We start from the raw sequence: 26,578 nt of genomic DNA, 5'->3' as shown, positions 1-26,578 counted from the left end.
TTCCGATTTAAATTCTTAAAAACTAATTTGCAATTTCTTGCCTGTGGGCTATACTTCGGCGCATGTTTGAAGAACTATTTATAGAATATCTAAACTTGATAGATGAACACGCTTGGCTTTTTTGGTCCGGAGTCGCTTTTCTTTTTTTATTATGCGTTTTTATTCACGATATATTCCAGAAAAAACATACGATCAAACATAACTTTCCTATCGTCGGTCATATCAGATATCTATTCGAAATGATAGGCCCGGAACTCAGGCAATACTGGGTGGCTAACGATAAGGAGGAAATGCCTTTTAATAGAGCGGAAAGATCCTGGGTTTATGCCACGGCAAAGATGCAAAATAATAATTTCGGTTTTGGTACCACGGAGTTATTATACGACGCAGGTTATCCTATCATCAAACACGCAGCCTTCCCCTTCTCCGATAGCAAAGCAAAGTTTATAGAAGGAGATAGTTCTATGATCCCTTCTCTCAAGGTAATGGGAGAATTCAGGAACAGGAAAAAATTATACAGACCGGCCTCTGTAGTAAATATCTCCGCTATGTCTTACGGCTCTTTGGGGGAAAGAGCGGTATCTTCTCTGAACAAAGGTGCAAAGATAGCACGTTGTTATCATAATACAGGGGAAGGCGGACTTTCTCCTTATCATAACTTCGGCGCCGACGTTGTGTGGCAATTAGGCACGGGATATTTCGGTGCGAGGGATGAAAAGGGTAAATTCTCCTTAGATCAATTCCTAAAACGTCTGGACGCGAATCCAAATGTAAGGGCTATAGAGATCAAACTTTCGCAGGGCGCAAAACCTGGAAAGGGAGGGATCTTACCCGGAGCAAAAGTGACCAAAGAGATCGCGGAGATCAGAGGGATCAAACCCGGACAGGATTGTATTTCACCTAACGCTCATACCGAATTCGACGATGTAAAAAGTCTGATCGAATTTATAGAAAAATTGGCTTCCGTTTCGGGACTTCCGGTGGGCATCAAAAGTGCTGTGGGAGAATCTAAATTTTGGGAGGAACTTGCAGGTCGAATGAAAGAAACAGGTCAAGGACCTGATTTCATTACTATAGACGGGGGAGAAGGTGGAACTGGAGCGGCGCCTTTAACTTTCACCGATCATGTTTCCCTTCCTTTTAAGGTGGGATTTGCTAGGGTATATAAGATCTTTCAAAAATACGAAATTGCGGACAGAGTGGTTTGGATCGGAAGCGGAAAATTAGGTTTTCCTGATAGGGCCATAGTTGCATTCGCCATGGGTTGCGATCTGATCCATGTGGCCAGGGAAACTATGATGTCTATAGGTTGTATCCAAGCACAAAAATGTCATACCGGACATTGTCCGGCCGGTGTAGCCACACAAAACAAATGGCTGCAAGGAGGCTTGGACGTGGAGCTAAAAGCAAAACGCGCCGCAAATTACATCAAAGGGTTTAGAAAAGAATTATTATCCGTGGCTCACGCATGCGGATACGAGCATCCTTTGCAATTCACAGGGAACGATATAGAGATCGGAGCGGGTCAAAATAAATTCAGGACCCTGACCGAAGTTTTGGAATACGAAAGAGTTCCCGTAAAATTCAGTACTATGATGGATTATACGAGTAATATCACTGCACTCGGTTAATCGTTAAATCGCTTGCATTAGGTCGGGTCCCTGTAAATATTTGCGGGACCCGAATGAAATTGATCTCATCCTTTTTCCGTAGTCTATGGGACTTTATCCGTTCTCCTAAGGAAGAACTTCAAAAAAAAGCGCCTTTCCCAGGATACTCTACCGTCTTTGTTAAAACTTCTATCCCGATCCTGATCGGATATTTTTTCGCACATCTTTCTTTTAAGACGTTAGGATTGCAGTATGTTTTCTTAGGCGGATCTATTCCGAATATGCTTACCAGAGCGATCCTGCCGGACTTATTTTTAGGGACCTTGTATGCACTACTCTTTAACACAATCTATCTATCTGTCGGAATAGGAGTCCTTTGGGGAATTTCCAAAATTTTCTCTTATCCTTTTAATACAAATAGAGGCTTAGAACTAAGTTCCAAACTTTCCTATTCGTTTTTGATCTTAGGAATTTTGATCTTTTTCGGATTTACCGGAATTTTTGGGTCAATCGTATATTTGATATTCTTTATATACTTTTCCTTCTTAGTCACTCTGACCCTGTTTTACGGGTTAGGAGCAGGGCAAAGGATCAGTATTATTTTCGGTCTGATTATCGGACTGATCTCATATGGGATCTTTTTCTTAAAAGATGATACTCAAATGGACAATCTTACACTCCCTTCCCAGCCTGAGACAATGACGCCGGAAGAGGAAAGAGAGAAAATTCAGGAAGCGGAAGACGTGATCCGAAAATTGGAAGAGGCCCGGAAAGAAAAGGGCTATAACGATTAGTATATTCAAAAAGGATAAATAATGGCAAGAGTTCAACTGGATCTGCCCGAAAAATTGGCTTGGTCCACCAGTCTAAATATCAGGATTTATGATACGAATTTTGCGGCACACTTAGCTCACGATAAAGTGGTCTCCCTTTTACATGAGTCTAGAGCGAGATTATTCAAAGAGAAAGGATATTCCGAATTAGACGTAAACGGATACGGGATCATTCTCACCGACCTTGTAGTAGAATACAAAGCTGAAGCGTTTTTTGGGGACCAGGTCAGAGTAGAGATCGGTGCAGGAGATTTTAGCGCAAAAGGTTGCGATCTATATTATAGAATGATCCATACAGATGGACCTATTAACGGCAAGATCGTATGTAATGCAAAAACAGGCTTAGTATTCATGGACTATTCCACTCGAACAGTCGGTAATATTCCGGAAGTTTTTAGATCCTGGTTCTGAAGAACGATCTACAACGAAGTATTACTCTAAACGTTGGCCGCGCAGGCTTGCGCACATCTTATACCATCCATAGCTGCGGATACAATCCCTCCGGCGTACCCGGCTCCTTCTCCGCAAGGATACAGACCTTTGATACGAATATGTTCCAAAGTTTCAGGGTCTCTTGGAATACTAACTGGAGAAGAGGTTCTAGTCTCAGGGGCATGAACCACAGCTTCGTTGGTCAGGTATCCTTTCATGGATTTATTAAATTCTTTGAATCCGTTTTGTAGAGACTTCATCACAAATTTAGGAAGAACGGAAGAAAGATCCGCAGATATAATACCGGGCGGATAGGAAGTTTTAGGAAGATCCGAGGAAATTTTTCCTTCTACAAAATCCACAAGTCGAGTAGCCGGAACAGTTTGGGTTTTTCCTCCGGCAATCCAGGCCTTTCGTTCTATATCTTTTTGGAATTCCATCGCAGCCAAGGGTCCGAATTTTTGGAATGGAAAAAAATCCTCGTGTCGAAGTTCCACCACGATCCCTGAATTTGCGGTAGGCCTAGCTCTTCTGGACGAAGACCAACCGTTAGTCACAACTTCTCCAGGTTTTGTTGCACAGGCAGCGATCACCCCTCCCGGACACATACAAAAAGAATAAACTCCCCTACCCTCGATCTGTTTTACGATACTATAAGGAGAAGGAGGAAGAAAAGGACCTCTGTCCTCACAACTATATTGGATAGAGTCTATTAAGGATTGTTTATGTTCTACTCTAACACCCACTGCCAGAGGCTTTAACTGGATCTCTATTCCTTTCTGATGCAATAATTCGAATATATCTCTAGCGGAATGACCGGTAGCGAGGATCACTTTGTCGGAGAGAAAACGGTCCCCATTCTTAGTAATAACGCCTTTGATGGAATTTCCATCCAAGATCAGATCGTTCACTCTTTGGTTGAAATGAACTTCTCCGCCTCTTTCTTGGATAGTCTCTCTCATTCTACGAACAATACTCGGAAGTTTATTAGTTCCTATATGAGGATGAGCCTCTATTAGAATATTAGGATTTGCTCCAAAACCTACGAGCAACTCCAGAATACGACGGACATTTCCTCTCTTTTTAGATCTTGTATAAAGTTTACCGTCGGAATAAGTACCTGCCCCGCCTTCTCCAAAACAATAATTGGAGTCCTCGTCCACTATATGATGAGCATTAATATTTTGTAGATCTTTCGGTCTGGATTTAACGTCCTTTCCTCGTTCCAGGACGATCGGTCTCAAACCGGATTGGATCAATTCCAATGCGGAAAATAAGCCCGCAGGCCCCGCACCAATCACGATCACTTCCTTAGAATTTTTGACATCAGGATAATCAGGTAAATTGATCTTTTCTGCGATGAATTCTTCTTTGATATAGACCCGGACTTTGAGATTAACGAATACAGTTTTTTGTCTGGCATCAATGGAATGATTTAAGACCTCGATATGCGTTATATCCGACATAGAGATCTTTTTAGATTTGGAAATATATTCTGTAAGCCGATCCGGTTGTTCGGCGATCTCAGGCAAAAGCCTAAGTTCTAATTCTTGGGTCATAGTTCTGGACCAAAAGTTTTAGGATTTGTATGGAATGGAGTTAAAAAAGAAAGGAGGATTGAGGCAAGGAATTTTAAATAAGGTAGGGAATAAATCGGAAGGCAGTTGAACGAAAATGAAGATTCCGGGGGAAGATCAAAATTAGAATCGCAAGAATCCTAGAATTATCGCTATGTTGGTAAACCAGGCAGATCTTTGAAAGTAACAGACCGACAAAAGAAAAATTTCTTAAAGTCCCTGAAACAGGCAAGGATCGAAGCAGGATTCACACAAATCCAAGTGGCCGAACAAATCGGCACCAGCCAAAGTTTTATTTCTAAAGTAGAATCCGGAAGAATATCTTTGGAAGTGGAAATATTCTTAAAGTTGTACCAATTATACGATAAACCTGCAGTGTATTTTTTCTCTCCATTCTCCAAAAAATGAAAACTATTTTTGGACTTCCCCTCGATTCTTTATAAACTTTTGGATAATTTCCAATTGGGAATCGGAAACGAATAGGTCGATTGCGTCATTCGCGCTATAAAATCTATACTGTAGTAATTTCGCAGAAAGAATATCATTCTCCATTTCCTTTGTAAAAGTCACTTTACCTGAAAGAATATTAGAAGTTAATGTAGAAGTCCGTGTAGTAGTCGCAGGCACAGCGCTGTAGCCGTATCCAAAACCGATTCCTGGTCCCATATTAGCGGGAACTTGAGTGCGAACAGTTACTTGATTTGCAGAATAATTGGAATCGGATACAAGTAATTTTGTGGATTTACGATCGATTTTTATATAAGCTTCCGGGCCAAGAGCGGCGAGAGTTTCGGAGCCCTGGAGCCGGATGATAAGAGTAATTTGGGAAACCACTCCATTCTTAATTTCCTTTGCATATTGGCCACCGTAAGAATAAACACTTTTGTTCGGGTTGTCTACCTTAGCCTCATGGTCCATATCCATTTTGACTACAGTAATATCCCTAAAAGGATCTTGGACAACTTGGATCGTAGTACCGCAACCGACAAATAAGAAAGTAAGATAAAATATTAAGGATTTATACTTCAACTTTCCTCGGTCTTCTTTCTCCGCTATTTCACAATTTAGAAGAAGAATAGAACTAATCAATATATCATAAATATCGGAAGAACAGTCACGATGCAAATTTTTCCTTAGCCTAAGATCATCTGCATCGCGACCAACTACTTTATTTCTGCAACGGAGTAATCTCTCTTAGTTTAGGAAATCTGAGATATAAGCCTGCCCATAGAATAATTCCCAAATATATGGGAAATAAAATATGAGAACCAAGCGGGTTTAAAACACGAACATGAGTGGCAACGGCTCCTCCCAAATAACCAGTGAGTAAGGTTGCTCCTAACACTGCGGTCTTAGGAAAAGCATATAACAAGGTACTGACGATCAAGACGGTTCCCAAGTAAGGCATTACTTCGGGCGGATAACCGAGCTTAGCTCCTTCCGCCTGAGCTTCCGGTGGCATTTTATCTAAGAAAAATTTTAATATTCCGTCAAAAAGTAGAAATAGTGTAACTAATCCGCTGAGCACTCGACCGGTCCAAAGCTGGCCTTTCGAAACGTTTTCAGATCCCATTTTTATATTTCCTCCAAATAGAGGGCAATTTTTGGATCTTCCACCGAAAAGTTCAAGAACTATTAAAGGAATTTTAAATTCAATCCTGCAACAATCATATGTTTGTCGCAAAGACGACCACTCACAGATGAAACTTTGGCAATTATTTCTTTTTTGTCTTTTTAGGAGTCTTCTTCTCAAATTCTCCGACTCTGAATTTTACGATCTTACGGACCAGATCGAAAGGTAAAGGTTGATCGATCGGGAATTGAACGGAACCTTTTGCGTTTTTATAGTTATCAATTTCTTTCTTAAATTTAGCGATACCACTCGCTCCCGGATAAAAGCCGATATGATTTTTATACGCGGCGAAATGTACTAGATTCCCATTCAGATAGAATGTGGGAATTTGGTAGCTGATCTTCTCACTTGCTTCCGGAGCGGTCTCTCGGATTACTTTTCGGAGTTCCTGAAGAATGGACTGGACCTCTTTGGGAAAAGTTTTAATATACTCATCAATCGATTGGAATGTGTTTTTTGTTTTGTCCATGGTTGTATCCAAAGGGTTTATTATTGCAAAATCCCCAACGTATTTAAAGTTATTTTAGAAACCGAATTATCTATTAGATCCTTCATACATTTGCTGTCGTTATTAATATTCAATAACCAGGAACAATTTCCCCTATCCTTTCTAGAGACAATACGTTTACAAAGAGGGCAAGCCTCTAAATTTTCGTTCTCAAGAATCTCAAAAATGATCGCCTTTTCGTAAAGTTCTCGTTTGGCGATGGAAGTGACTTCATAAACCTCTTTTATCTGATTGTTCTCATTGAATTCTATCGTAATGATCCCTATTTCATTCTCATGACAGAGCTGTTTGAAAGTCTCAAATCTATCCTTATCATGGAACAATTCATAATCGAACATCGGGATAACGATATAAGCGTAATTCGAAAACGCCTTATAGTTGATCGCTTGGCTTATCGCTTTCGTAATCGAATCGATAGTATTAGAAGCTTTTAATTCGAATGTATATATTTCTAAGTTATCGAAATTAATGTCCGACAGGATCTTATATCCGACAAAATCATAATTTTGGAGTTTACCTCCTCCTCTCTCGAATTGTGAATGTCTGATCTGGATAGAAAGGCATTTTTCCAATTTTTCGAGGATCAGATTGCCGAGACCTAATTCATCTTGCTTGCCATCCGGGCCATAATAAACGAATTCATTCTTGGTTTTATAAAAATAATTCCCCTTTCCTCTTTTAAATTTATAAGTACTATTATTGTAGACAAAATCCTTAAATCCATCGCGTACACCGGATAAATTCAATATAGAAGGATCGTTCTTTAGATATTGGACCATATTCGGCAATATCGTCGATAACGCCTCCGTAAGTTCTCCTTCGCTTATTGTATCGAATATTCTCTTTGCTAATAGAGTCCCAATCGCACTCGGCAAATAAACCTTAGTGAGTCTCATGGGGCCTCCTTGACCCTGAGAAGGTTTCCATTCAAAACCCAATTTGGAAAGATAAGACACTAAATCCGATTTGAAGGACTGCCAACTTTCACTCTTCTTGCCGATCAAGGTATACATTAACTGCTCTTTATCGGAACAAGCCATATATTCTTTCATCGAAAGATGATAATCTTGCTTATCGGAATCCAGTTCCATCAAAGCTAAAAATATATCATCTATGTCTTTTAATGAGATTTTCATAAAATATCCGGTGTATTAGTATATTGTTAATTTACTTGTTCTTAACGACCAATATACCCGCAAGATAACTTGTAGGAATATAAGCTCCGACCAAATCCAACACCTTAAACCATGCAGTAGAAGGAATAATGTTCCCGCTACTTGCGATAATTCCCATATTCACTATGCTGCCGAGAAGAAGTCCTGCGATCACGGATAAGGTATTTTTAAAGTAAGGATTCATGCTTATTGCCCCCGTTCATTCAAGAAATGAATGATTTAAGGAACTTTTCTGAACAATGCAAGTTTAAAATTAGATCTCAGGCCGTTCCTAAACCTTTGAAAATTTATTCAACTAATAAGTTTAATATTTGACATTTCGAACCAGTTCGCAAATTTATTCAACTAAATGGTTGGATTTCAGAAAAATGAACAAAGGTTGGATCGGGTATTCGCCGCGCTTGCGGATAGCTCAAGAAGGCAAATGCTCGCAAAATTACGGAAAAGACCTCTCACTATTTCGGAATTGGCGGAACCTTTTTCCATGTCCTTTGCAGGAGTTGCGAAACATATAGATGTGCTTACATCGGCTGGCTTAGTTCGTAAAGTGCGGGATCAGGAAGATGGTCGTAGCTTTCGACTTGAGTTACAAAACGAATCGATTTTGGAAGCGTCCGCTTGGCTTGCATATCATCAGGAATTCTGGACCAACAAACTTGATAGACTCGAATCCTTTATAGAGGAGCAAGACCATGATAGATCAGGTCGTAAAAATAGAAAAAAGAATTAACGCGGAACCAATTAGATTGTTTCGAGCCTGGTTAAAAGCTGAAGAATTTTCCAGCTGGTTTTTGCCTGGGAATTCGATCGGGATCGAATCGGCCGTATTAGATCCACGCCCTGGCGGTAAATTTAAGATCAATATGTTACATGAAGGCAAAGTGTTACCTCATGAAGGGGAATACCAGATCATAGAAGAGCCAAAAAAGTTAGTATTCACTTGGAGATCGCATGCAACCGGCGGTTTGGATACATTAGTCACCGTTACTTTCGACCTATTGGAAGAGGGGTCTTCAAATTCAAACAAGAAGCCCCAAACGCTCATAACGTTAACTCACGAACGTTTAATAGGAGAAGAAGGCGCCACATCGCATAAAGCAGGATGGACCCATATCCTTGATAGCCTCGAAAAATGGCAGATCGAAAAAGAATAATACAGTACTTTTATCGGCGATAAGCCGGAAAGAAAAAGAAACAAACAACGTAAGGAGAATAAGATGAATGGAATCTATCATAAGATAGGCGTTCGTGCAGGAGCTGCAGACGTTATCAAGTCACTGACAACTAAGGCGGGACTTTCAGGATGGTGGACTAGACAAGTAAGCGGACCGTTTACCGGTGGAACTTCTGGTGTAGGAGAACCTATCCATTTTGATTTCGGAATAGCAGGGATCGACATGAAAGTCCAAGAACTTTCATCACAGCATGTTCTTTGGGAATGTACATCGGGACCTGAAGATTGGATCGGTTCTCATATCGATTTTAAATTGGATCCAGGAACTGCACCTGACGGAGCAGGATTGACTCTTATTTATTTTAGGCATCAGGATTGGAAAACAGAAAGCGATTTTACTGCACATTGCAGTATGAAATGGGCGGTTTTCTTACTCAGCTTAAAAGATTTGCTTGAAACCGGCATTGGAAAACCTGCACCGGATGATATGAAGATCGATGACTTTAATTAAAAGTGGGCTAAGTTATATGTAAAAAATTCCCAAGTACTTTGTTTTGCCCCTATCTTATTGTATAAGGCCTGAGCAGTTAAATTTTCTGGAGTGGTCACCCATTGGAATCTTGAAGCTCCTTGAGATCTTACATATTTCGTGCGATGATCAATAAGTGCGCGGGCAATCCCCTTCTTCCTAAATTCAACCAAAGTGAAAAGCTTGGTATTTCCGAATCAATGGAAGGACTTCGTCCAGATTTTTCTTTGAAATAACTTCTATACTCGTATAATTCTTAGAAGTTGAGTTCATAGTTTCTTACGAGATTTTGGATTTTGTTGGACTTCGGCTACAAGTCGTTTCGGAGCAACTCCGCAATATGAAACTACTAACATATCTTTGAATAAAGCAGGATCGGTAGATTTCATTTCGACACAAGTCCAACCTTGCTGACCCCACTTATTGTCTATAGGATAAACGGACCCCTTAGAGGCAGCGGAAAAAAAGTCCTGGTCGTTCTGATCGAATTTTAGAACGATCTTTTTATTTTCCTGATCGACAGTCGCAAAAATCTTTTTACTCACTCTGAATGAAATTTTTTCAAAATGAGGTTCTTCTTTTGCTTCCGGAAGAGCTAATGCAAGTTTTCTTACTTTGTCTAAGGATATCATTAGGATGGTCCACTTATAAATCTATATTCGATTTTCATTCTATTTTTCGACAAAACGATATTAAATGATACCGAAAATGCTTTCCTATATAGAATAAAATCTGTTAGATTCCCTAACATGGACTCCAAACAAATCACTATTCAATCAACTATTGCGGCGGATACAAAGAAAGTCTGGGACTACTACACCAATCCACAGCATATTATCAAATGGAATTTCGCAACCGACGATTGGCAATGTCCTTGGGCAAAGAACGATATGAGGCCTGGCGGTAAGTACAGCGCGAGAATGGAAGCTAAGGATGGAAGTTTCGGCTTCGAGTTTGAAGCGATTTACGACACAGTAGTCGATCTGAAAAACTTTAGTTATACGATGGGAGATGGCAGAAAGGCTACAGTAAATTTTGAGAATAAAGACAACAAAACACTTGTAACGGTAAGTTTTGATCCCGAATCGGAAAACCCGATTGAAATGCAAAGAGGTGGTTGGCAGGCGATACTTGATAACTTCAAAAAATATACAGAGGCCAATTAACTCGAAGAGTTTGGGCCTATCCAAATAGCTCTAAACTCTTATAAGGCAGCAATCAGATCGGATGTTTGCTGCCACTTTAAAGTATATCTATTGACCTGCCGGTGGCTGCCAAAGTTCGACTTTGTTTCCCTCCGGATCCATAACCCAACCAAATATTCCATACTCCGATTCTTCTACTTTATCCAATACCTGACAGCCTTCTTCTCTAAGAATTTTCAAGAGTCCATGAAGATCCTCTACTCGATAGTTAACCATGAATGTAGAATTACTCGGCGAAAAATAGGAGCCGTCTCCGACCGACCATGCAGTAGTACCGTTTGTAGGATTACCGGAAGCATCAACCCAGCGAAAGGCTGCCCCACCCCAAGACTGAACATCAATACCCAAATGAGTTTTGTACCAAGAACCTAGTTTAGCAGGATCTTTGGCACTGAAGAAGATCCCGCCAATACCTGTGACTCGTTTCATAGACGACCTCCGACGCTAAGCTTTGCCGATCCTACATATACTAGGTCCATACGCATAACAAAATTTTTGTTACGATCGGTAAGATATTTATGACGAAGACGCCGAAGGAAGATCCGTAATTATCAATTAAATACTATTGACGTGTAAGAATTTTTCTCTAAAATTGCTTCGCACTTTATATATAAGGAACTCGATCATGAGAAAAATTATCGTACTCGAATTTCTAACTCTAGATGGAGTCATACAAGGTCCGGGCGGTCCGGAAGAAGACACTAGTGACGGCTTTATATATGGCGGATGGCAAGCTCCGATTTTTGACGATCTTATGGGAACAGTTATGCAGAAGCAAATGAACTTACCATTCGATCTGTTATTAGGACGCAAAACCTTTGATATTTGGGCACCATATTGGCCCAAACATTCCGACTTCTGGCCTGCTGTGATGAAAGTAACCAAATATGTCGCTTCGAACACCTTAACATCTAGCGAATGGCAACCTTCCGTATTCTTAAGCGGAGACATCGTAGAAAGGATCCTTAAACTCAAACAAGAAGAAGGACCAAATCTACACGTTTACGGAAGTGCGAATCTAGTTCAAACTCTTATGAAACATGATTTGGTAGATGAGTTTTGGTTAAAGATCTATCCTGTAACGTTAGGCAGCGGAAAACGATTATTTGTAGATGGCACAATTCCGGCAATGTTCCAGGTAACTGAAAGCCAAATCTCCCCAAATGGAGTTATAATCGCAAACTATAAGCGTGCAGGAAAAGTTCAAACTGGAAGTTTCTGAAGAAATATTAAGTCATTTTAAAGTAATAACAAGATACTGGATGATTACTTACTTTTTTAATTGAGCCAATAATGAGATAAGATTTTTTCTATCGACGGCTGACATACCTCGATACAAACGTGCATTCATTTTTCTACCTGCCCGTATTATCTTTAAACGTGTATTTTTTCCGGAAGTCGTTAATCGGACTTGGGATTCTCTCGCATCAAGAGATGAGCGCTCCTGGATCGCAAGATTTAAATCGACCAACTTTTGCACTAGTGGAGTAACACTAGATTGATCCCTAAAAATCTGCTTTGCTATCTCTTTCATAGATTGAGGACGATCGTTTTTGAGAGCACAAAGAACAGCCCCCATCGCGGGAGTAATATTCGTCAGTCCGAAACGTAAATAATCCTTCTTTACTTCATCCAAAATTTGATCTCGTAAAACCGTAATTAAGACTAAGAGTCTGTCCTGCTTCATACTTTCCTATCCTCCTTCCCCTCCCTTGCTGAACAGTTTTATATATCAAAAATTACTTTGAATACCAAGCAATATTCCTAACCAAAGAGAGAATTTTTATGATTTATTATTTACAACAACGATTGTCCGTCCTCTAGCTGAGTTGAGATTTTTTAGAATGCTTTGAATGCCAAGTATTCGGGAGCTGAATTTGCCTACATACAATACTCTTACTCGGATCAGTTATTTAATTTTCGCTTTGATTTCTTATATGATCTACCTTTTTTCTACGATACTCTTTGTTCTCCGATTACTCGATGCCACACAATTCCTCAAACCGATCGCACCCGAATTTCATATCGGATTAATAGGGTCAATTTGTTTGGATATTACGTTAGTAGTTATTTTTGGGCTTCCCCATAGTTTCATGGCCAGGCCCAATTTCAAAAAGTATTGTCGCAAAATAATACCATTACCGATCGAGAGGAGCTTTTACGTTTTTATAGCCAGTCTTACGTTGATCACACTTTCATGTCTATGGCAACCGATCCATTTTGAGATCTGGAACATCAAAAATAGTCTTTGGGTTTATATAACATATTCGTTTTTTTTAATGGGGCTTCTCTTAGCCGTCGTCTCTAGCTTCTTAATAGACCACTTTGAACTTTTCGGGCTAAGCCAAGCTTGGAATTTTCTAATGAAAAACGATTCGAGAACTTCAGAATTCGCTACACCTTCACTTTATAAATTAGTACGTCATCCAATGATGCTTGGAATGCTCTTAGCGTTATGGAGCATTCCATTAATGAGCGCAGACCATCTCATTCTATCCGTAGGAATGACCATTTACATCATCATAGGAACGTTATATGAAGAAAGAGATTTAGTACGAGTTTTTGGCGAAAAGTATCAGCAATACAAACTTACAATTCCTATGCTTCTACCTTTCTTTAAGCTGGAGCAAAAAATCAAATCGGAGAAAAAAGTATGAAAATTGATAATACGATATTATCACAGAGATTTTGTGGTCCACCCAAAACAGGCAATGGTGGTTTTACGGCGGGTATTTTAGCAGAGGCAGTGGGAGCCAGTGCAGCCGAAATACGTTTACTAAGTCCGACTCCCGTCGAAACATCCATTGTTATAGAATCGGAAAAGGGACAGAAGGGAAGCATTTATGACGACTCAAAAAAAGTTCTCGCGACATTACAATCGATCTCAGACGAAGATTTTCCAGAATATAAATTACCTATAGTTCCTGATTTGGATGAAACAAAAAAGATCTCAGCCTTTTATCCAGGATTTACGACTCATCCTTTTCCTACATGTTTTGTTTGTGGACCGAAGCGAGAGCTAAACGACGGGATGAGAATATTCGTCGGCGCAGCTCCCAAACAAATTGGATTTGAGAATCTTATGGTCGGACATTGGTTACCGGATGAAACAGTCGTATCAAACGATGATACCGTTAGAGATGCGGCAATTTGGGGAGCTCTGGATTGTCCCGGCGGATTTTCGGCTGTTTTAGATAAGCCTCAGCTTATCGTATTAAGCAAAATACGCGGCAAGATCATAAAGCCTGCAAAAATCGGAGATGACTACACAGTAATGAGTTGGCGATTGCAGAAGATGTCGAGAGCTTTCAAAGTTATGACGGCCATTTTCAGATCGGACACAAAAGAATTGTTCGCGATCGCAGAATCACTTTGGTTAGCACCTCGGAATTGGGATATCACAAATCAAGAGTGGTAGTCGATTGCAAATCAAGCTTTGGAAGTGGAGAATATACGAAAGTCCGGAGAATAAGAGATAGGAAGCGAAAAGGTAGACGCGCCTAATTCATATGTCTTTCTACAAAAGAAAGAACCCGATTTTCGTATTCCATTTTGGCAAATGAGTATAAATCGATATGAGCTGCTTTATCTATTATCCAAAGTTCTTTAGGAGTCGGCGCCTTCTGATACATATTTAGTGATTCATATTCAAATGTATATAAGTCTTCTTTTCCGGAAATTACAAAGATGGGACATTTTATTTCGTGTATATGATCTATCGGATTTAATCCAGATTCCGGAATATTGATCTCGTATTTAAGAATATAATATGCAATAGGCGTTAAAAATGCTATAGGTTTTGCCATACTAACAGCCACTCGATTCCGAATAGCTAAATCAATTGTAGAGAAAACCGATTCAATAATTATGATATCGATCGTCTTCGAAATATCAGCTAAAAGTGCGGAAGCGCCGCCTAACGAGCTGCCGATTATGCCTATTTTCGATTGGCCACGCTTTTCTTTAACAAAATGAATAGCGCCTTTTACATCCTCACTTTCTTTTACTCCTACTGTAATCAAATCACCGTCGCTTTCACCGTGAGCTTGAAAATCGATCAAAAGTGTCGAATATCCATGCTCTACAAAGAAGTTCGATCTTTCTAACATTGCTGAACGATTTGCTCTGATACCGTGTAAAAGAATTATAGTTCCTTTTTTGCCTGACGAATTATTGAACCAACCTCTGATAATCCCTCCAGATTTAGATTTAAATTCGATTTTTTCATATCCAGGTGGTGGATTACCTATAGTTACGCGAGCAGGAGCAAGAGTGATTACAACTAATAGATGGGCGACTATAAAGAAGCTGATTAGACCAAACAACAATGTTAAGATAAGAAATTTATTTTTATTAGGCTTATTTATCATATTTATAACGATTCCAAATATCTTTCGCCTAAAGACCAAGCTTTGCCGACGTTTGCGTCGGCGCCAGTGGGCCCGGAAAACGAAATCCCCCGCATTGACGTGGAAACATTTGGCCACTATTCCATCATTTTGAAAATACCTCTTTATCGACTACATAGATTTTAGTGAAGCATAACGCAAATTATCGAGCCTCTCCTTGAATCCGCTTAGTTTATATGCCGATCCACTTTGGACAAATTTTTTCCGCCGTAGAACAGAAGAACCCCGATGGCAAATAAAACTATCAAGAAGCCGGTAATATTCATAATGCTTGCATCGACAATGTCAGAAGTGAAAACAATGTCTATAGTACCGTGGAAGATGGCAACAATGAGTATACTTCCCCGCGTAGAATTAAAAAGCCATGTCAAAAGAATTGCACCTGTAAACAAAGACATTACCCAGCCAACGATACCAAAGAATCCCATTTCAACATAACCAGGTCGATAGAAAAAAAGAGGAATATGCCAAGCAGCCCAACCTAAGGTCAAAATCATAGTTGAAGTAATTGCTTGAAAATGTTTCTGTAATTTCGGTAACGCAAATCCTCTCCAACCGATTTCTTCTCCGAAACCAAAGGTAAAAATATTATAAAAAAAGAATAAAGCGAAGCTAAAATTCGGGAACTCTTTGCTTACACCGATGCCTATTAGACTTATCTCGGATGAGATAAAATACTTTGCAAGAACAGACAATGCGAGAAGAATAAATGGGCTGAAGAGAGCAATAATATACCAGATAAAATTGAAGTTCCATCGGAACATCTTTGCGAATAGACTTTTTACACCTGGAGTTCCTTGATCAATTCTACTAACAATCAGTGCGGCAGAGGCCGGTCCAATTGCACCAAATGCATGATGAAATGGCAAGACGGGTAAAGAATTGATCCCAAATTTTGGCAAATATAGCGGAAGCCAGATCACCCAGGAGATTAAATAACTTAGGGAAAAGTACAAAAATAACGATTTAATATAATCTTTCATACGAGGATTTAAATATAAATGGTGGAGAATGAGGTCGAATAGAATTTCGCATAACGGTCAAGCCTTGCAAGACGGGCGATAAAGTGGAATGTACCAAAGGCCAAGCAAGGGTTGCAAAGCGCTGCAAGAAGCACAGATAATTAGACGTAGTAGGAATAGAAAATAGATCGGTGATTCAAAGACTGAAAAAAGTCCTTGAAGTTACTGGTTTAGCGGCTGGAAGGATAAAGAAAGAACTTAGTGAATCTTAGGCTTATTGTTCTTTTTCCGGTGGAGCTTCCTCTTTATGACTTTTTTTTTCTTCATTGCGTATCTTTCGCTTTTCCAGTTTTTCCTGCCTAATTTCCTTCTTTTTTATTTCACGTTGCCTTTTTACAAAGGACAAGTTACCTTTTTTGGCCATATAGCTCTCCTATTGAATACGTATTCAAATTTTGCTTTAGGATTTTGTATAGGGCTTTAAAGAAGAAAATATAAAGGTTATGAAAACTTACTTAGAAAAGTAATCGCCTTAGCAGAAAAAGAAGCCAGACTTTTTCGGACGAATAATCCTCTTGCCGCTTTACTTCAAGTATATTGAATCGTATGCGAAATACGATAGGGCAAGAAGACTATCTATTTAAATTACGAATGTAGATTGCTTACCAGCGATCGCGCTGAAACTTTCTATTTGTATTCCTGTTACGGTCAGATCTTGATTTATCTTCGGCAACGGAGACAACGATATTACGTCCGTCTAAATCCTTACCGTTGAGCTCCGAAACTGCTGCATTCGCAGAAGATTGATCAACAAAGGTAACGAAACCGAATCCTCTCGATCTTCCGGTTTCACGATCTACTACTATGTTTGCCTCTTGAATAGCGCCATGAGTTTCAAACACTTGACGTAAAGTTAGGTCGGTGGTTGACCAGCTAAGGCCACCTACAAATAATTTGGATGACATGGATTTTATCCTCGTTCCATACAGATGTTATAAATAGTCCGTATGATAATTTAATTTAGATCAGTACGGGCTATGCAATAAAAACAGAACGAGTAAAGAACCTGAATGCCATTAAATTCTTAGAATCAATATCCTACAAGAACATTTAGTTTAAACGCAAAAAAAAATAGATCTCTATCTCGAAACACTATGTACGAGTTTGCGTAACTCGCTACACTTTCGAGAAAAGACTCATGGCCTAGGGTGCGCTAACTTCGAGCACAAACTCCAATTCAAGGGCTAATACCTATTAGTGGTTCGTTCCTCTTTCGTTTGTCGGTTCATAATAGAGAATGACTGCACCACTACTAAACGTTTTGGTCTTTATAAGTTTAAACGTTATTTTTTCGCTGATATTTTTAAATAACGGCAAGCCACTTCCTGCGATAACAGGGTGAACACAAAGTTGATATTCGTCTATTAAATTGAGTTTCGTCAAAGCTACAATCAAGCTCGGACTGCACACAAAAACGTCTTTACCTGATTGTTGCTTGAGTTCCAAAACTTCTTTCTCAAGATCTTGGCTTGCTAATTTCGCACTTTTCCAATCTACATCTTTCAGTGTGCGGGAAAAAACAATCTTCCGGGTGTTGTCAATTGCGACTGCAAAGTCGTCCATTGCTTTATCGCCTGTAGGATTTTCCAGTACGGTTCGCCAAAATTCCATTAGCTGGTAGGTTATCCTACCATATAAAGCTACATCAGCACTTCTCAACAGGTCAGCGTAATGCTGATGTATTTCTTCGTCAGGGATACCTGAGGTATGGTCACAAAACCCATCAATCGTCATATTGATTGCTGCAATTAACTTTCTCATATGGTTCCTTATATTATCGTCTATAGCTTTCTCTTCGTTTTTTACAATCTTTCCCAAAGCGTTGCACAAGCGAGGGTTGCGAAAGCAAGCTCGAAGCGAAGTGGCAAGCTGTTAGTTATACGCAGTTTTTAGCTGTCGAATATTCTTTTATTTTACTTTAACTCTGAAATTATTAGTTTCTTTTGTTTGAAGGTATTCATTAATGCTTTTCTACTTATTGCTGGATCGCTATTATGAATGAGGTCAAAATACTCAGTCGGAACCACTTGCCAAGATAACCCATACTTGTCTTTACACCAGCCACACGGTCCCTCCTCGCCGCCATTAGCAGTTAATGCATCCCAATAGTAATCAACTTCTGTTTGGTCTTTACAATTAATGACAAGAGATATTGCTTCATTAAATTTAAATAATGGCCCTGCTGCTAATATACTAAATTCAACACCTGCTAATTCCATTACAGCTGTTTCAAGTTCGCCGGATAGATCATCAGTATCAGGGTTGCCATCTTTCGGCATTTTTGTAAATAAGCGATAGTCCTTTAATTTACCATCCTTAAAGATTGATAGGTAATATTCAGCTACTGCTTTTGCGTCTCTTTCTACCCACAAACAAGGGGTGATTTTTTGTTCTATCATGTCTTTGCCATGCCTTATTTCATTCGTTCTTTGATTTAAAACGAAGATCAAAAAACAAGAAATCAATTTTTCATTGTTTTCTTGATTATTGTGTTTGATTCCCCAGCAGGTAAATTACGCCTAACAACCCAGGTGTTCCGACGTTTTGCGCGTGCGAAGCACTTGGCGCGAGGCTTGCAACTGCAAGACGAGTGACAAAGCAAAATGTGGCGTAGCCCGAGCGAGTGGTCGCGTAAGCGATCCGCGAGCGGAGCGGAAGCACCGACAGTTAGGCGCAGTGAAGCGCTTAATACAAGGAGGATTATAATTTTTTCTTATGCGAGGTAAGATCGCCATTTCCTAGCAAGAGGCCAGGAACACTAATATCTTCATCTAGATCATCCCAATGAAGACCTATCCCACCTCCACTAATTTCATATCTTTCAAGTTGATCTTTGTTCGCTCTTCTTAATCGAGGAAAATAAGCGAGCGGAACCGATAAAGTTCTACCATCATACAAAGATAACCAAAGATTATCATCATCGAACCAAATTCTTTGAGCTTTTGCTTCAGATACCGAAGAAATCATTCCATTTACCTTCTATGAGATTTAAATTATTCTCAATCTCTTCTTCAATCCAATTTAACTCTTTAGAGTTAAATCCATAATTATCTTCCAACTTTACACTTGGCTTTAGCCAGAATTTTGCTAATTTTTCTCCTCTTCTCACATGAATGTGAACTGGTTCTCGAGGATTTCCTTCGTTCGCAAAGAAAAAGAACTTATAGCCGTTTCTTTCAAAAATTTTTGGCATTCAACCAATGATGAAATTATATACTATTTCTATCAATAAATAAACTATTTATACGTATAGTATCGATGTCGTCCGATAGCAGAAACATAGTGGGTTAATGATATGAGCAGCTTTTTTAGAATTTCGTTTATAAGAAAATTTTAGCGCTTCATTGCGCCTAAACGACCAAGGTGTTCCGACGTTTCGCAACGGCACGAGTTTGCTCATGCAAACGAAGTGACGGACGCGAATGTGGCGTAGCCCGAGCGAGAGGTGCGAAGCAGCCTTGAGCAAAGCGGAGGCACCGATAGTTGTGCGCCGTAAACTTACAATGATCAGTGCTTTACATTTTTCTTTGCATGTTCAAGTCGGTTGCTCCATGCTTCACTAAGTGGTAAACTAACATTCTGCAGTTGTCTTACAATTTCTGAATAGTCTCTTTTGCGCCAAACCTTTTCGGCATTCGGGAAAGGTCTGTACGGTATTAAGCAAGTGAAATTACCTTCTAATATTTCTCGGCATTCAAACTTTAATCTATATGCATATTCTTTCAAATCGTCCAATTGATTTTTTCCTGTCGTAGGTGTCAGTTTTTTGCTAAATGAAGTTATATATTCGTGATATGGAAGCTCCTCTTCCCCAAAAAATATTGTTACATACGCATATTCCCCATAACTCCAACCTCTAATATGGATCTTTAAATAAGAATTTGAATAAGTTACATGAAATGCATCCACAGAATCCCATTCTTTTCTAAAACTATATTCTACTTCTAAGAATAGAAATTCTGTCTCCGCAAGATCTACAAATTCTTTGTGAGATGGTCGTACTATAGGTTTTTTCATTTAATATGTTTATGGCGCACAACGACCAACGCTTGGCGACGTTCCGCGAGTCCGAAAGACTTGGCACGAGACTTGCGTATGCAAGACGAGTGACAAAGCGGAATGTGGCGAAGCCCAAGCGAGGGTTGCGAAAGCAATCTCGAAGCGCTGCGCCAGAGCTGTTAGTTAGCCGCCGTAGGCAATTCAATCGTTGTTGGTTTTTATACTCTTTTCAAATATTTTATAATAAACCACTGCAATCAGAATATTTGAAAGCGTAATTCCAAACACTAACCCATCAAAAAAAATATCCAATCCAAAGGAACCACGCGAAACGATTTTCTGCAGTAAATAGGTAACAGCAATAAATGAATTATAACCGATTAGAATAGTAATAGCCCATTTACGAAATCTGAAAATAGAAACAATCGCAACATGAGCATAGGCAACATAGCCAATATATATAACCAAAGTTATAATAAGCTCAAATAGTGGTTTATCACCTGAGGAACCAGAATTGCTAAAATCGACCCAAAATATCGAAGTAATCAGAGACGGTATTATTACTAACAAGAAAGATAGCAAAGAAAAAAGTTTAAATAAATTCCTAAATACAGCTTTTGAATCTAATACAAACTGTATCCATTCCGGATGCCTCAGAAATTGGTCCCAATGATACTTAAAATTCGCCACTAATTTTGCCTAATCTTCACAGACCAATTTCAATATATTTCATTAGATTTATTGCATATGGCGGCTAACGACCAAGGTGCTCCGACGTTCGCAACGGCGCGAGTTTGCTCTGCAAACGAAGTGACGGAAGCGAATGTGGCGAAGCCCGAGTGAGTGGTCGCGTTAGCGATCCACGAACGTAGCGGAGGCACCGATAGTTAGCCGACGTGCTTGCCCCTACTTGAATAGATTTCTTTTTTATCTAAAACTTTAAGGATCTTTTTATCTAATGTCCAAAGTTGAAGCTTCTTACTTCTAACTTCATTAATAAGAACTGAATCAATCAATCCAATTCCTTTATCAATATGCTTATTCTCAAAAGAAAGTTTACCTGCTAATAAGAAACTTCCATCTGAAGTTAGAGTATTTAAATTCTCCCAGTATTCTAGGATAAAAGATACTTCGGTCTTATTCTTACATCCTTGGAGTAATTCTCCAAAGACAACTTCATGAACTATTACTTCCGATGATTCAATTAATTCTTTTAGCTCACCGAAATGAGGATCATTTCCTCTGAAAAACTCTATCCAAACAGATGTATCTACAAGAATCATCTGTTCCGATTCAAGTTGCGGATATTTTCCCCAGAGAAGCCTTCCTGGAACGAAAGTGGGGATTTATGTAGCTTCGCGTTTAAATTCCTTATTTTGGCCTGTTTTAGCCACTCTGAGAGAGCTTTCTGGAGAGAATCAGTTATGTTTTTACCTCCAGAATACTTTTGAACCTCTGCAATGAGATCATCTGGTAGTATCGCGGTCACTTTCATACGATACAACATACGATATAAATTCGTATTTTCAAGCTTTTAATATAAAATTTTCAAAATAATGAATCCGCACTTCCCTATTACTTAATTCCTCATAATAAAGCAATTCTCGGGCAAGCATGTTCGGCTAACGACCAAGGCTTGACGACGTTGGCGAGCAGAACGAAGTGAAGACAGGCACGAGAATTGCTCTGCAATTCGAGTGACTGAGCCAATGTGCCGGAGGCCGAGCGAGGGTTGCGTAAGCAAGCCCGAAGCGAAGCGTCAGAGCCGACAGTTATACGCAGTCGTGTATCTGATTAGATTAAATTATTTTTCAACCAGCTTACCAGTAACAAACTTATGGATTAAACTAGATATTAACGTCTGATAAGGAAGGCCTTCTTCAAACGCCTTTCTTTGAATAGAATCTAAATCAATTTGATTTAATCTTATATTAATTCTTTTATTCTTGCTCAAAGTCTTGGAAGAAGCTTTACGATATAAATCCAATTTCTTCTTTTTATCTGAAGATGAGATAGGGACCCACTCACCTGCTTCGAAAGAATTAAGTATGTCCTGCTCTTCTTTGGACATAGAGGGAGATTTAGTAATAGTATTGGTCATCCTTTTTTTCATTCTTCACCTACTCTATCTTTAATATAATCTCTCGTGGCTTTTCTACTTGGGATTATTGTTTTAAGAAATATTTCACTCTTTGATTCAACAAATGGAACCAAATACGCGTAACCATCAAGTTCAATTACAAAGATTTTCTGTTCTGGATATTTCTTTGAATTTGGATGATCATAGATGTCCAAGAGAAATCCTTTTTCAATTTGAAATAAGATGTCCTCGAAAGAGATACCTCTTTCCTCTCTAAGCCATTCATTCTTATCTGAATCCCAAGCATATTCTTTCACTCAGATCAATTCTGATGACAATGTATGCCTTGTGTCAACTAGTTAAATTCACCAAATTCTATGCTTTTAATCAAATTTCTATGAGATATAAAAAGAACTCCATTTCTATTAAAGTATGATCCTTAACACGATTGCGTATAACGTCCAACGCTTGGCGACGTTCCGCGAGTCCGTAAGGACTTGGCGCGAGACTTGCCAATGCAAGACGAGTGACAAAGCGGAATGTGGCGAAGCCCAAGCGAGAGTTGCGAAAGCAATCCCGAAGCGCTGCGCCAGAGTTGTTAGTTAAGCGAAGTGTGGGGTTCGGCCTAGTCTACCGTTCTATTAATTTACCAGTTACATATTGATGTAATATACTTGAAACCAAAGTCTGATAAGGTATTCCAATCTCCAATGCTTTAGTTTTTAGCAATTGAATATCTTTCCCAGCAATTCTAATATTCATTCTCTTATCTTTTAATAGGGTGTTCTTGGCAGCAGATTTGAATTTCTTCAAATACTGAGCTTTATTATCAACCGGATTCCATTCATTTCGTTCGATAGAAGATTCTAAATCTTTCTCTTCTTGGCTAAGTTTATATTTCATAAATTTGCCTCCGGCAGATAAGCACTAGTGTATTTCCTTGATGGATAAGCTGTCTTAAAGAAGAAAGTATTCTTATTCTCAATTGTTGGAACTACCCAAACATAATTATCGATTTCCACAAGTATCAAAATTTGATTCGGATATTTTCTCATATTCGGATGCTTTAAAATATCTAAAACTGATCCAGATTCAATTTCAACAACTATCCTTTCAAAGCTAATATTTCGCTCAGCCTTTAAAGTTTCGTTCTTATCATTATCCCAATCGAAGATCACACATCTACAATATTAGACGTGTGCCTAATGTCAATACAAAGATTTTGATCAAAATATTCTACAGTTTTGCCAAAATAGTTCTAAAATTAAAGCCAACGTTGCAAATAGAAATTCCTGAAAAGAGGATAATTTTACCCCCGCATTTCGCTTAACGACCAATGATTGTCGACGTTCCGCGAGTCCGAAGGACTTGGCACGAGGCTTGCTCTGCAAGGCGAGTGACAAAGCGGAATGTGGCGGAGCCCAAGCAAGGGTTGCGAAGCAATCCCGCGGCGCAGCGACAATTTTTTAGTTAGGCGCAGTATGGGCTACTTGATCAGAAATATCCTAACTTATTTCTTGGGGAAATATTTAACCCCATCTAAACCAATAAAATCATCGTCTTGAGTCCATAGTATTGCATTATATTTACGAGCCGTTGCTAAAATAATACTATCTGCCATTGGTATTTTATGATCCTTGCTTAGTTTCGCTGCAAATATTGAAATGGAAGCATCCAAGTCTATTACAGTTCCTTGTTGCATATGAGCAATCGCTCTCAAGGCACTGTCTTCATCTCTTTCTAGGTAGATTTTTTTAAATACTTCATACAGCGATATAGTAGGAACAAAGAGTTTGTCCGTCTTTTCAATTGCTTCTGAAAATAAAGCAGAACGTTTTGTGCCAGCAAAATACTCAAGCCAACCTGAAGAATCGACAATATTCAAAGTCGGTCCTTCTCTCTTTCAATTTTAGTATCCATACCGCTGAGAAAGCCTTTAAGCTTCTTAATTGGCTCAATTGGAATTAATTCTATTCTATTACCATAAGAAATTACCTCTAAATGGCTACCGATCTTAATCCCTGTTTTCTCACGTATTTCCTTAGGAATAACTACTTGAAATTTAGGTGAAATAATAACTCTGCTCATACATCGATATTAATGTCGTAAGACAAATTGTCGATCGATATTTCCCTGCTTTTTAGCATTTTTTATTAAAGCGAAATTTTAGCCCATATTGCGCCTAACGACCAAGGTGTTCCGACGTTTCGCGAGTGTGCAAGCACTTGGCGCGAGACTTGCCCTGCAAGACGAGTGACAAAGCGAAATGTGCCGAAGGCCAAGCAAGGGTTGCGTTAGCAATCCCGAAGCGTAGCGGAAGCACCGAAAGTTATACGCTGGACGCCCCACTACTATCCAAACTTAAATATTGTTCAGGAGAAATAATCTTGAGAGATTTCAAATTCTTTAAAACCAGTAAATCTTGATCGCCAGTAATTAAATAATCGACCTTTGCTGAAATCGCACTCTCAAGTATGTGATAATCATCTCTGTCTCGAAGACCCGCATAGTCTTTTAGAGATATATTTACTATTTTCTCTGTGAGTGATTCAATTTCAGATAAAACTATTGAGATAAATTCTTCACTTAACTTAAATTTTGGCTTTTTTAATGTCTCTTCAATTTCTTTTAAGATGGAATCAGAAATGTAGCCAATTATCTTTCCCGATATTAGCTCTTCTAAAATAACTTTAGGTTTGCCACCAAATAGAATTGCTGATATGTAAACATTGGTATCTATAAGAACTTTAAGCATCAGGGAGTTTTCTTCTGCTTCCTAATTAGTTTTATCTCATCTATAATGGATTCCTCAGTAATATTTGCTGTCTTAGAAATTGCTGAGCCAATTTCGAAAATTTTTTCCCATTTAAATTTCTTTTCTATATAGGCTCTCGCCGCTTCACGAATCAATTCTGACCTTGATCTATGTTCTCTTTTGGCAATTTTATCTATTTCTTTTAAAAGCCCCTTTTCAAAGGAAATATTAACAGTCTGGTTCATTTCTTTAGTATATACAATCTTTGTATATAAGTCAAATGAATTCTTCTATAAAATGCAATATTTGGGCGTCTTGCGTATAACGACCAAGGTGTTCCGACGTTTTGCGCGTGCGAAGCACTTGGCGCGAGGCTTGCAACTGCAAGACGAGTGACAAAGCAAAATGTGGCGTAGCCCGAGCGAGTGGTCGCGTAAGCGATCCGCGAGCGGAGCGGAAGCACCGACAGTTATACGCTGGGCTGGCTTAATTCTTATATAAATTTGTAAGATATTTACCTTTAAGAGTCTTATAGATCGAAAAGTCTGAATCTATACTAATAATATTATAAATGCCTTCCCGTTCAGCAATACACATTAAAGATGCATCTGCCAAATCCATTGGTAAGTCTGAATACTTTTGCATTCTACTCTTTATATATTTTAAATCATCTAAGGTTATATCTAAAATCTGCAAACTTCCCCGCTCTATCCATTCTAAAAAATCAGATTGAGCATCAATAGAAAAGGAAAGTAAATAGATTACCTCAGTAACTACAGGCCAAGTAGTAAACAATGAGCCTTTAAAACTTTTTAAGAACTTAAATACTGATTTATGATAATTATCTGAAGAGTTGAATAAAGCAATAATGGGACCAGAATCAACGAGAGCGACGTTTTTCATTCTTGTCCTTTAAGATCTCTTTTAATACACTTTTTCGATCTTGAGACAACTGCTTATTATCTGCAGAATATTTACCAAATAGATCTTCACCCAATTCAAAAGGTGTTTTACTCAAGCTATGATTCTTGATATATTCAAGAATTGACTCTTTTACAATCTCGGAACGGCTTTTTCCTTTAGATTTCGCAAACGAATCTAGTTTTCTCTCTAACTCAGGCGGTATTCTTAAACTTATCACAAATTTAATGTATCACGTTTTGGTATTACATCAAGAATTTTTATATAAATATTCCTTAAAAAATCAATTTTTGCCAGCCTTGCGTATAACGTTCAATGCTTGCCGACGTTGGCGACTCTGAGCCTCCGAAGGAGGCGTTAGAGACTGGCACGAGACTTGCCCTGCAAGACGAGTGACAGAAGCCAATGTGCCGAAGGCCAAGCGAGGGTTGCGAAGCAAGCCCGAAGCGTAGTGGCAAGCTGTTAGTTATACGCAGTGCCCGTTAATTTAGGCCAATAATTAACCGCAACCCTTCTTCAACATCAGCCATCTTGCCTGCTTTCAATTTACCAACTTTATCAAGAAATCGTTCCTTATCTAAAGTTACTAATTGAGAAACATTTACAACTGAGTCTTTTGAAAGATTAGAATCTTTTTTAGATAGAATTACATTCCCAGGAGCTTCTGCTAAATTCAAATTTGATGTAATTGAAACTACAATTACTGTATTAATGTT

Annotated in this window: 44 protein-coding genes; 11 read left to right on the top strand and 33 right to left on the bottom strand. The window is 38.9% G+C overall.

Going from position 1 to position 26,578, the window contains the following annotated elements; translation table 11 throughout:
* Positions 1-62: 62 nt before the first annotated feature.
* The 3 genes from LEP1GSC185_RS11150 to LEP1GSC185_RS11140 are packed head-to-tail and all read left to right on the top strand — an operon-like array spanning position 63 to position 2,854.
* Entirely contained in the window at positions 63-1,631 is a 1,569-nt protein-coding gene (locus LEP1GSC185_RS11150; protein WP_008588809.1) for an FMN-binding glutamate synthase family protein, read from the top strand.
* A 53-nt stretch (positions 1,632-1,684) separates the two neighbouring features.
* Positions 1,685-2,404, top strand: coding sequence for a hypothetical protein (locus LEP1GSC185_RS11145; protein WP_008589270.1), 720 nt, complete (start codon positions 1,685-1,687; stop codon positions 2,402-2,404).
* 21 nt (positions 2,405-2,425) lie between these two features.
* On the top strand, positions 2,426-2,854 hold the full coding sequence (locus LEP1GSC185_RS11140) for an acyl-CoA thioesterase (protein ID WP_008589017.1): 429 nt from the start codon (positions 2,426-2,428) through the stop codon (positions 2,852-2,854).
* A 26-nt stretch (positions 2,855-2,880) separates the two neighbouring features.
* Here LEP1GSC185_RS11140 and LEP1GSC185_RS11135 read toward each other — a convergent pair whose 3' ends face one another.
* Positions 2,881-4,434: an NAD(P)/FAD-dependent oxidoreductase gene (locus LEP1GSC185_RS11135; protein ID WP_008588803.1), complete on the bottom strand. Its 1,554-nt coding sequence runs from the start codon at positions 4,432-4,434 to the stop codon at positions 2,881-2,883.
* A gap of 195 nt (positions 4,435-4,629) precedes the next feature.
* Between LEP1GSC185_RS11135 and LEP1GSC185_RS11130 the strand changes: the two genes are divergently transcribed.
* Entirely contained in the window at positions 4,630-4,860 is a 231-nt protein-coding gene (locus LEP1GSC185_RS11130) for a helix-turn-helix domain-containing protein (RefSeq protein WP_008589125.1), read from the top strand.
* 3 nt (positions 4,861-4,863) lie between these two features.
* Here LEP1GSC185_RS11130 and LEP1GSC185_RS11125 read toward each other — a convergent pair whose 3' ends face one another.
* From LEP1GSC185_RS11125 to LEP1GSC185_RS11105, 5 genes are all read right to left on the bottom strand, one after another.
* Positions 4,864-5,481 (bottom strand): hypothetical protein, encoded by a 618-nt coding sequence (locus LEP1GSC185_RS11125; protein WP_232298391.1) that lies wholly within the window; start codon positions 5,479-5,481, stop codon positions 4,864-4,866.
* Positions 5,482-5,620: 139 nt separating this feature from the next.
* Positions 5,621-6,025 (bottom strand): DoxX family protein, encoded by a 405-nt coding sequence (locus LEP1GSC185_RS11120; RefSeq protein WP_008588844.1) that lies wholly within the window; start codon positions 6,023-6,025, stop codon positions 5,621-5,623.
* A 142-nt stretch (positions 6,026-6,167) separates the two neighbouring features.
* Entirely contained in the window at positions 6,168-6,554 is a 387-nt protein-coding gene (locus LEP1GSC185_RS11115) for an iron chaperone (RefSeq protein WP_008589089.1), read from the bottom strand.
* Between the two features lie 20 nt (positions 6,555-6,574).
* Complete coding sequence (locus LEP1GSC185_RS11110; protein ID WP_008588929.1) at positions 6,575-7,729, bottom strand: hypothetical protein; 1,155 nt, start codon at positions 7,727-7,729, stop codon at positions 6,575-6,577.
* A 31-nt stretch (positions 7,730-7,760) separates the two neighbouring features.
* Positions 7,761-7,952, bottom strand: coding sequence for a hypothetical protein (locus LEP1GSC185_RS11105; protein WP_008589065.1), 192 nt, complete (start codon positions 7,950-7,952; stop codon positions 7,761-7,763).
* Between the two features lie 240 nt (positions 7,953-8,192).
* On the opposite strand from LEP1GSC185_RS11105, the gene LEP1GSC185_RS11100 reads away from it, so the two are divergent.
* The 3 genes from LEP1GSC185_RS11100 to LEP1GSC185_RS11090 all read left to right on the top strand — a co-directional run bounded on the left by LEP1GSC185_RS11100 (position 8,193) and on the right by LEP1GSC185_RS11090 (position 9,453).
* Positions 8,193-8,498 carry an ArsR/SmtB family transcription factor gene (locus LEP1GSC185_RS11100; RefSeq protein ID WP_008588795.1) on the top strand — a complete coding sequence of 102 codons (306 nt, stop codon included), beginning with the start codon at positions 8,193-8,195 and terminating at the stop codon, positions 8,496-8,498.
* Entirely contained in the window at positions 8,461-8,922 is a 462-nt protein-coding gene (locus LEP1GSC185_RS11095) for an SRPBCC family protein (protein ID WP_008589228.1), read from the top strand. The genes LEP1GSC185_RS11100 and LEP1GSC185_RS11095 overlap by 38 nt, the downstream gene beginning before the upstream one ends.
* Before the next feature lie 63 nt (positions 8,923-8,985).
* A complete protein-coding gene (locus LEP1GSC185_RS11090; RefSeq protein ID WP_008589027.1) occupies positions 8,986-9,453 on the top strand; it encodes an SRPBCC family protein in 468 nt (155 codons plus the stop codon).
* On the opposite strand, the gene LEP1GSC185_RS20325 is transcribed toward LEP1GSC185_RS11090, so the two are convergent.
* Positions 9,450-9,644: a GNAT family N-acetyltransferase gene (locus LEP1GSC185_RS20325; RefSeq protein WP_010514436.1), complete on the bottom strand. Its 195-nt coding sequence runs from the start codon at positions 9,642-9,644 to the stop codon at positions 9,450-9,452. The genes LEP1GSC185_RS11090 and LEP1GSC185_RS20325 overlap by 4 nt on opposite strands.
* Positions 9,645-9,740: 96 nt before the next feature.
* Complete coding sequence (locus LEP1GSC185_RS11080) at positions 9,741-10,103, bottom strand: MmcQ/YjbR family DNA-binding protein (RefSeq protein WP_008588766.1); 363 nt, start codon at positions 10,101-10,103, stop codon at positions 9,741-9,743.
* Positions 10,104-10,220: 117 nt separating this feature from the next.
* On the opposite strand from LEP1GSC185_RS11080, the gene LEP1GSC185_RS11075 reads away from it, so the two are divergent.
* On the top strand, positions 10,221-10,637 hold the full coding sequence (locus LEP1GSC185_RS11075; protein WP_008596850.1) for an SRPBCC family protein: 417 nt from the start codon (positions 10,221-10,223) through the stop codon (positions 10,635-10,637).
* An 87-nt stretch (positions 10,638-10,724) separates the two neighbouring features.
* On the opposite strand, the gene LEP1GSC185_RS11070 is transcribed toward LEP1GSC185_RS11075, so the two are convergent.
* Positions 10,725-11,105: a VOC family protein gene (locus LEP1GSC185_RS11070; protein WP_008589081.1), complete on the bottom strand. Its 381-nt coding sequence runs from the start codon at positions 11,103-11,105 to the stop codon at positions 10,725-10,727.
* 196 nt (positions 11,106-11,301) lie between these two features.
* Here LEP1GSC185_RS11070 and LEP1GSC185_RS11065 point away from each other — a divergent pair, with 196 nt between their 5' ends.
* Complete coding sequence (locus LEP1GSC185_RS11065; RefSeq protein WP_008588750.1) at positions 11,302-11,898, top strand: dihydrofolate reductase family protein; 597 nt, start codon at positions 11,302-11,304, stop codon at positions 11,896-11,898.
* Between the two features lie 48 nt (positions 11,899-11,946).
* Here the strand turns inward: LEP1GSC185_RS11065 and LEP1GSC185_RS11060 are convergent, their stop codons facing one another.
* Entirely contained in the window at positions 11,947-12,363 is a 417-nt protein-coding gene (locus LEP1GSC185_RS11060; protein WP_008589254.1) for a MarR family winged helix-turn-helix transcriptional regulator, read from the bottom strand.
* A gap of 166 nt (positions 12,364-12,529) precedes the next feature.
* Here LEP1GSC185_RS11060 and LEP1GSC185_RS11055 point away from each other — a divergent pair, with 166 nt between their 5' ends.
* The gene (locus LEP1GSC185_RS11055; protein WP_008589107.1) at positions 12,530-13,333 is read left to right on the top strand and encodes a methyltransferase family protein; all 804 of its coding nucleotides are present in this window, start codon (positions 12,530-12,532) and stop codon (positions 13,331-13,333) included.
* Entirely contained in the window at positions 13,330-14,094 is a 765-nt protein-coding gene (locus LEP1GSC185_RS11050; RefSeq protein ID WP_008588754.1) for a hypothetical protein, read from the top strand. The genes LEP1GSC185_RS11055 and LEP1GSC185_RS11050 overlap by 4 nt, the downstream gene beginning before the upstream one ends.
* 82 nt (positions 14,095-14,176) lie before the next feature.
* Here LEP1GSC185_RS11050 and LEP1GSC185_RS11045 read toward each other — a convergent pair whose 3' ends face one another.
* The 23 genes from LEP1GSC185_RS11045 to LEP1GSC185_RS10940 all read right to left on the bottom strand — a co-directional run.
* Positions 14,177-15,046, bottom strand: coding sequence for an alpha/beta hydrolase (locus LEP1GSC185_RS11045; RefSeq protein WP_008588950.1), 870 nt, complete (start codon positions 15,044-15,046; stop codon positions 14,177-14,179).
* A 206-nt stretch (positions 15,047-15,252) separates the two neighbouring features.
* A complete protein-coding gene (locus tag LEP1GSC185_RS11040; RefSeq protein WP_008588919.1) occupies positions 15,253-16,068 on the bottom strand; it encodes a CPBP family intramembrane glutamic endopeptidase in 816 nt (271 codons plus the stop codon).
* Positions 16,069-16,321: 253 nt separating this feature from the next.
* Complete coding sequence (locus LEP1GSC185_RS20035; RefSeq protein WP_008589048.1) at positions 16,322-16,471, bottom strand: hypothetical protein; 150 nt, start codon at positions 16,469-16,471, stop codon at positions 16,322-16,324.
* A 238-nt stretch (positions 16,472-16,709) separates the two neighbouring features.
* Complete coding sequence (locus LEP1GSC185_RS11035) at positions 16,710-17,012, bottom strand: RNA recognition motif domain-containing protein (protein WP_010514419.1); 303 nt, start codon at positions 17,010-17,012, stop codon at positions 16,710-16,712.
* Between the two features lie 289 nt (positions 17,013-17,301).
* Positions 17,302-17,868, bottom strand: coding sequence for a dihydrofolate reductase family protein (locus LEP1GSC185_RS11030; protein WP_008589164.1), 567 nt, complete (start codon positions 17,866-17,868; stop codon positions 17,302-17,304).
* 152 nt (positions 17,869-18,020) lie between these two features.
* Positions 18,021-18,506, bottom strand: a complete 486-nt coding sequence (locus tag LEP1GSC185_RS11025) for a VOC family protein (protein WP_008596767.1) — start codon at positions 18,504-18,506, stop codon at positions 18,021-18,023.
* 301 nt (positions 18,507-18,807) lie between these two features.
* Entirely contained in the window at positions 18,808-19,074 is a 267-nt protein-coding gene (locus tag LEP1GSC185_RS11020) for a DUF2442 domain-containing protein (protein ID WP_008588873.1), read from the bottom strand.
* Entirely contained in the window at positions 19,055-19,300 is a 246-nt protein-coding gene (locus tag LEP1GSC185_RS11015) for a DUF4160 domain-containing protein (protein WP_008588995.1), read from the bottom strand. Before LEP1GSC185_RS11015 ends, LEP1GSC185_RS11020 begins: the two co-directional genes overlap by 20 nt.
* A gap of 314 nt (positions 19,301-19,614) precedes the next feature.
* Positions 19,615-20,124 (bottom strand): hypothetical protein, encoded by a 510-nt coding sequence (locus LEP1GSC185_RS11010; protein ID WP_008588727.1) that lies wholly within the window; start codon positions 20,122-20,124, stop codon positions 19,615-19,617.
* Positions 20,125-20,307: 183 nt separating this feature from the next.
* Entirely contained in the window at positions 20,308-20,796 is a 489-nt protein-coding gene (locus LEP1GSC185_RS11005; protein ID WP_008596841.1) for a hypothetical protein, read from the bottom strand.
* 197 nt (positions 20,797-20,993) lie between these two features.
* Positions 20,994-21,389 carry a PIN domain-containing protein gene (locus LEP1GSC185_RS11000; RefSeq protein ID WP_008588739.1) on the bottom strand — a complete coding sequence of 132 codons (396 nt, stop codon included), beginning with the start codon at positions 21,387-21,389 and terminating at the stop codon, positions 20,994-20,996.
* Complete coding sequence (locus LEP1GSC185_RS10995) at positions 21,386-21,601, bottom strand: DUF2191 domain-containing protein (protein WP_024864045.1); 216 nt, start codon at positions 21,599-21,601, stop codon at positions 21,386-21,388. The genes LEP1GSC185_RS11000 and LEP1GSC185_RS10995 overlap by 4 nt, the downstream gene beginning before the upstream one ends.
* A gap of 309 nt (positions 21,602-21,910) precedes the next feature.
* Positions 21,911-22,219: an antitoxin gene (locus tag LEP1GSC185_RS10990; protein ID WP_008589098.1), complete on the bottom strand. Its 309-nt coding sequence runs from the start codon at positions 22,217-22,219 to the stop codon at positions 21,911-21,913.
* Positions 22,216-22,503 (bottom strand): BrnT family toxin, encoded by a 288-nt coding sequence (locus LEP1GSC185_RS10985; protein WP_008589085.1) that lies wholly within the window; start codon positions 22,501-22,503, stop codon positions 22,216-22,218. Before LEP1GSC185_RS10985 ends, LEP1GSC185_RS10990 begins: the two co-directional genes overlap by 4 nt.
* A gap of 313 nt (positions 22,504-22,816) precedes the next feature.
* Positions 22,817-23,089, bottom strand: a complete 273-nt coding sequence (locus LEP1GSC185_RS10980; protein WP_008588733.1) for an antitoxin — start codon at positions 23,087-23,089, stop codon at positions 22,817-22,819.
* Positions 23,086-23,364, bottom strand: coding sequence for a DUF4258 domain-containing protein (locus LEP1GSC185_RS10975; RefSeq protein WP_008589198.1), 279 nt, complete (start codon positions 23,362-23,364; stop codon positions 23,086-23,088). Before LEP1GSC185_RS10975 ends, LEP1GSC185_RS10980 begins: the two co-directional genes overlap by 4 nt.
* A gap of 332 nt (positions 23,365-23,696) precedes the next feature.
* On the bottom strand, positions 23,697-24,071 hold the full coding sequence (locus tag LEP1GSC185_RS10970) for a type II toxin-antitoxin system VapC family toxin (RefSeq protein WP_008596790.1): 375 nt from the start codon (positions 24,069-24,071) through the stop codon (positions 23,697-23,699).
* A complete protein-coding gene (locus LEP1GSC185_RS10965) occupies positions 24,068-24,274 on the bottom strand; it encodes an AbrB/MazE/SpoVT family DNA-binding domain-containing protein (protein WP_008596793.1) in 207 nt (68 codons plus the stop codon). Before LEP1GSC185_RS10965 ends, LEP1GSC185_RS10970 begins: the two co-directional genes overlap by 4 nt.
* Positions 24,275-24,515: 241 nt before the next feature.
* The gene (locus LEP1GSC185_RS10960) at positions 24,516-24,941 is read right to left on the bottom strand and encodes a putative toxin-antitoxin system toxin component, PIN family (protein WP_008589133.1); all 426 of its coding nucleotides are present in this window, start codon (positions 24,939-24,941) and stop codon (positions 24,516-24,518) included.
* On the bottom strand, positions 24,941-25,186 hold the full coding sequence (locus tag LEP1GSC185_RS10955; RefSeq protein WP_008588701.1) for a CopG family ribbon-helix-helix protein: 246 nt from the start codon (positions 25,184-25,186) through the stop codon (positions 24,941-24,943). Before LEP1GSC185_RS10955 ends, LEP1GSC185_RS10960 begins: the two co-directional genes overlap by 1 nt.
* A 241-nt stretch (positions 25,187-25,427) precedes the next feature.
* Positions 25,428-25,844, bottom strand: a complete 417-nt coding sequence (locus LEP1GSC185_RS10950) for a type II toxin-antitoxin system VapC family toxin (protein ID WP_008589200.1) — start codon at positions 25,842-25,844, stop codon at positions 25,428-25,430.
* The gene (locus LEP1GSC185_RS10945; RefSeq protein WP_010514836.1) at positions 25,822-26,082 is read right to left on the bottom strand and encodes a ribbon-helix-helix protein, CopG family; all 261 of its coding nucleotides are present in this window, start codon (positions 26,080-26,082) and stop codon (positions 25,822-25,824) included. Before LEP1GSC185_RS10945 ends, LEP1GSC185_RS10950 begins: the two co-directional genes overlap by 23 nt.
* 262 nt (positions 26,083-26,344) lie before the next feature.
* A partial coding sequence (locus tag LEP1GSC185_RS10940) for a type II toxin-antitoxin system PemK/MazF family toxin (RefSeq protein WP_036027806.1) occupies positions 26,345-26,578 on the bottom strand: 234 nt, incomplete at its 5' end.

This window comes from Leptospira licerasiae serovar Varillal str. VAR 010 (assembly GCF_000244755.1).
Classification (GTDB): domain Bacteria; phylum Spirochaetota; class Leptospiria; order Leptospirales; family Leptospiraceae; genus Leptospira_B; species Leptospira_B licerasiae.
Note: the sequence above shows the minus strand (reverse complement) of the source record. Positions and strands in the feature narration are given on the sequence as shown.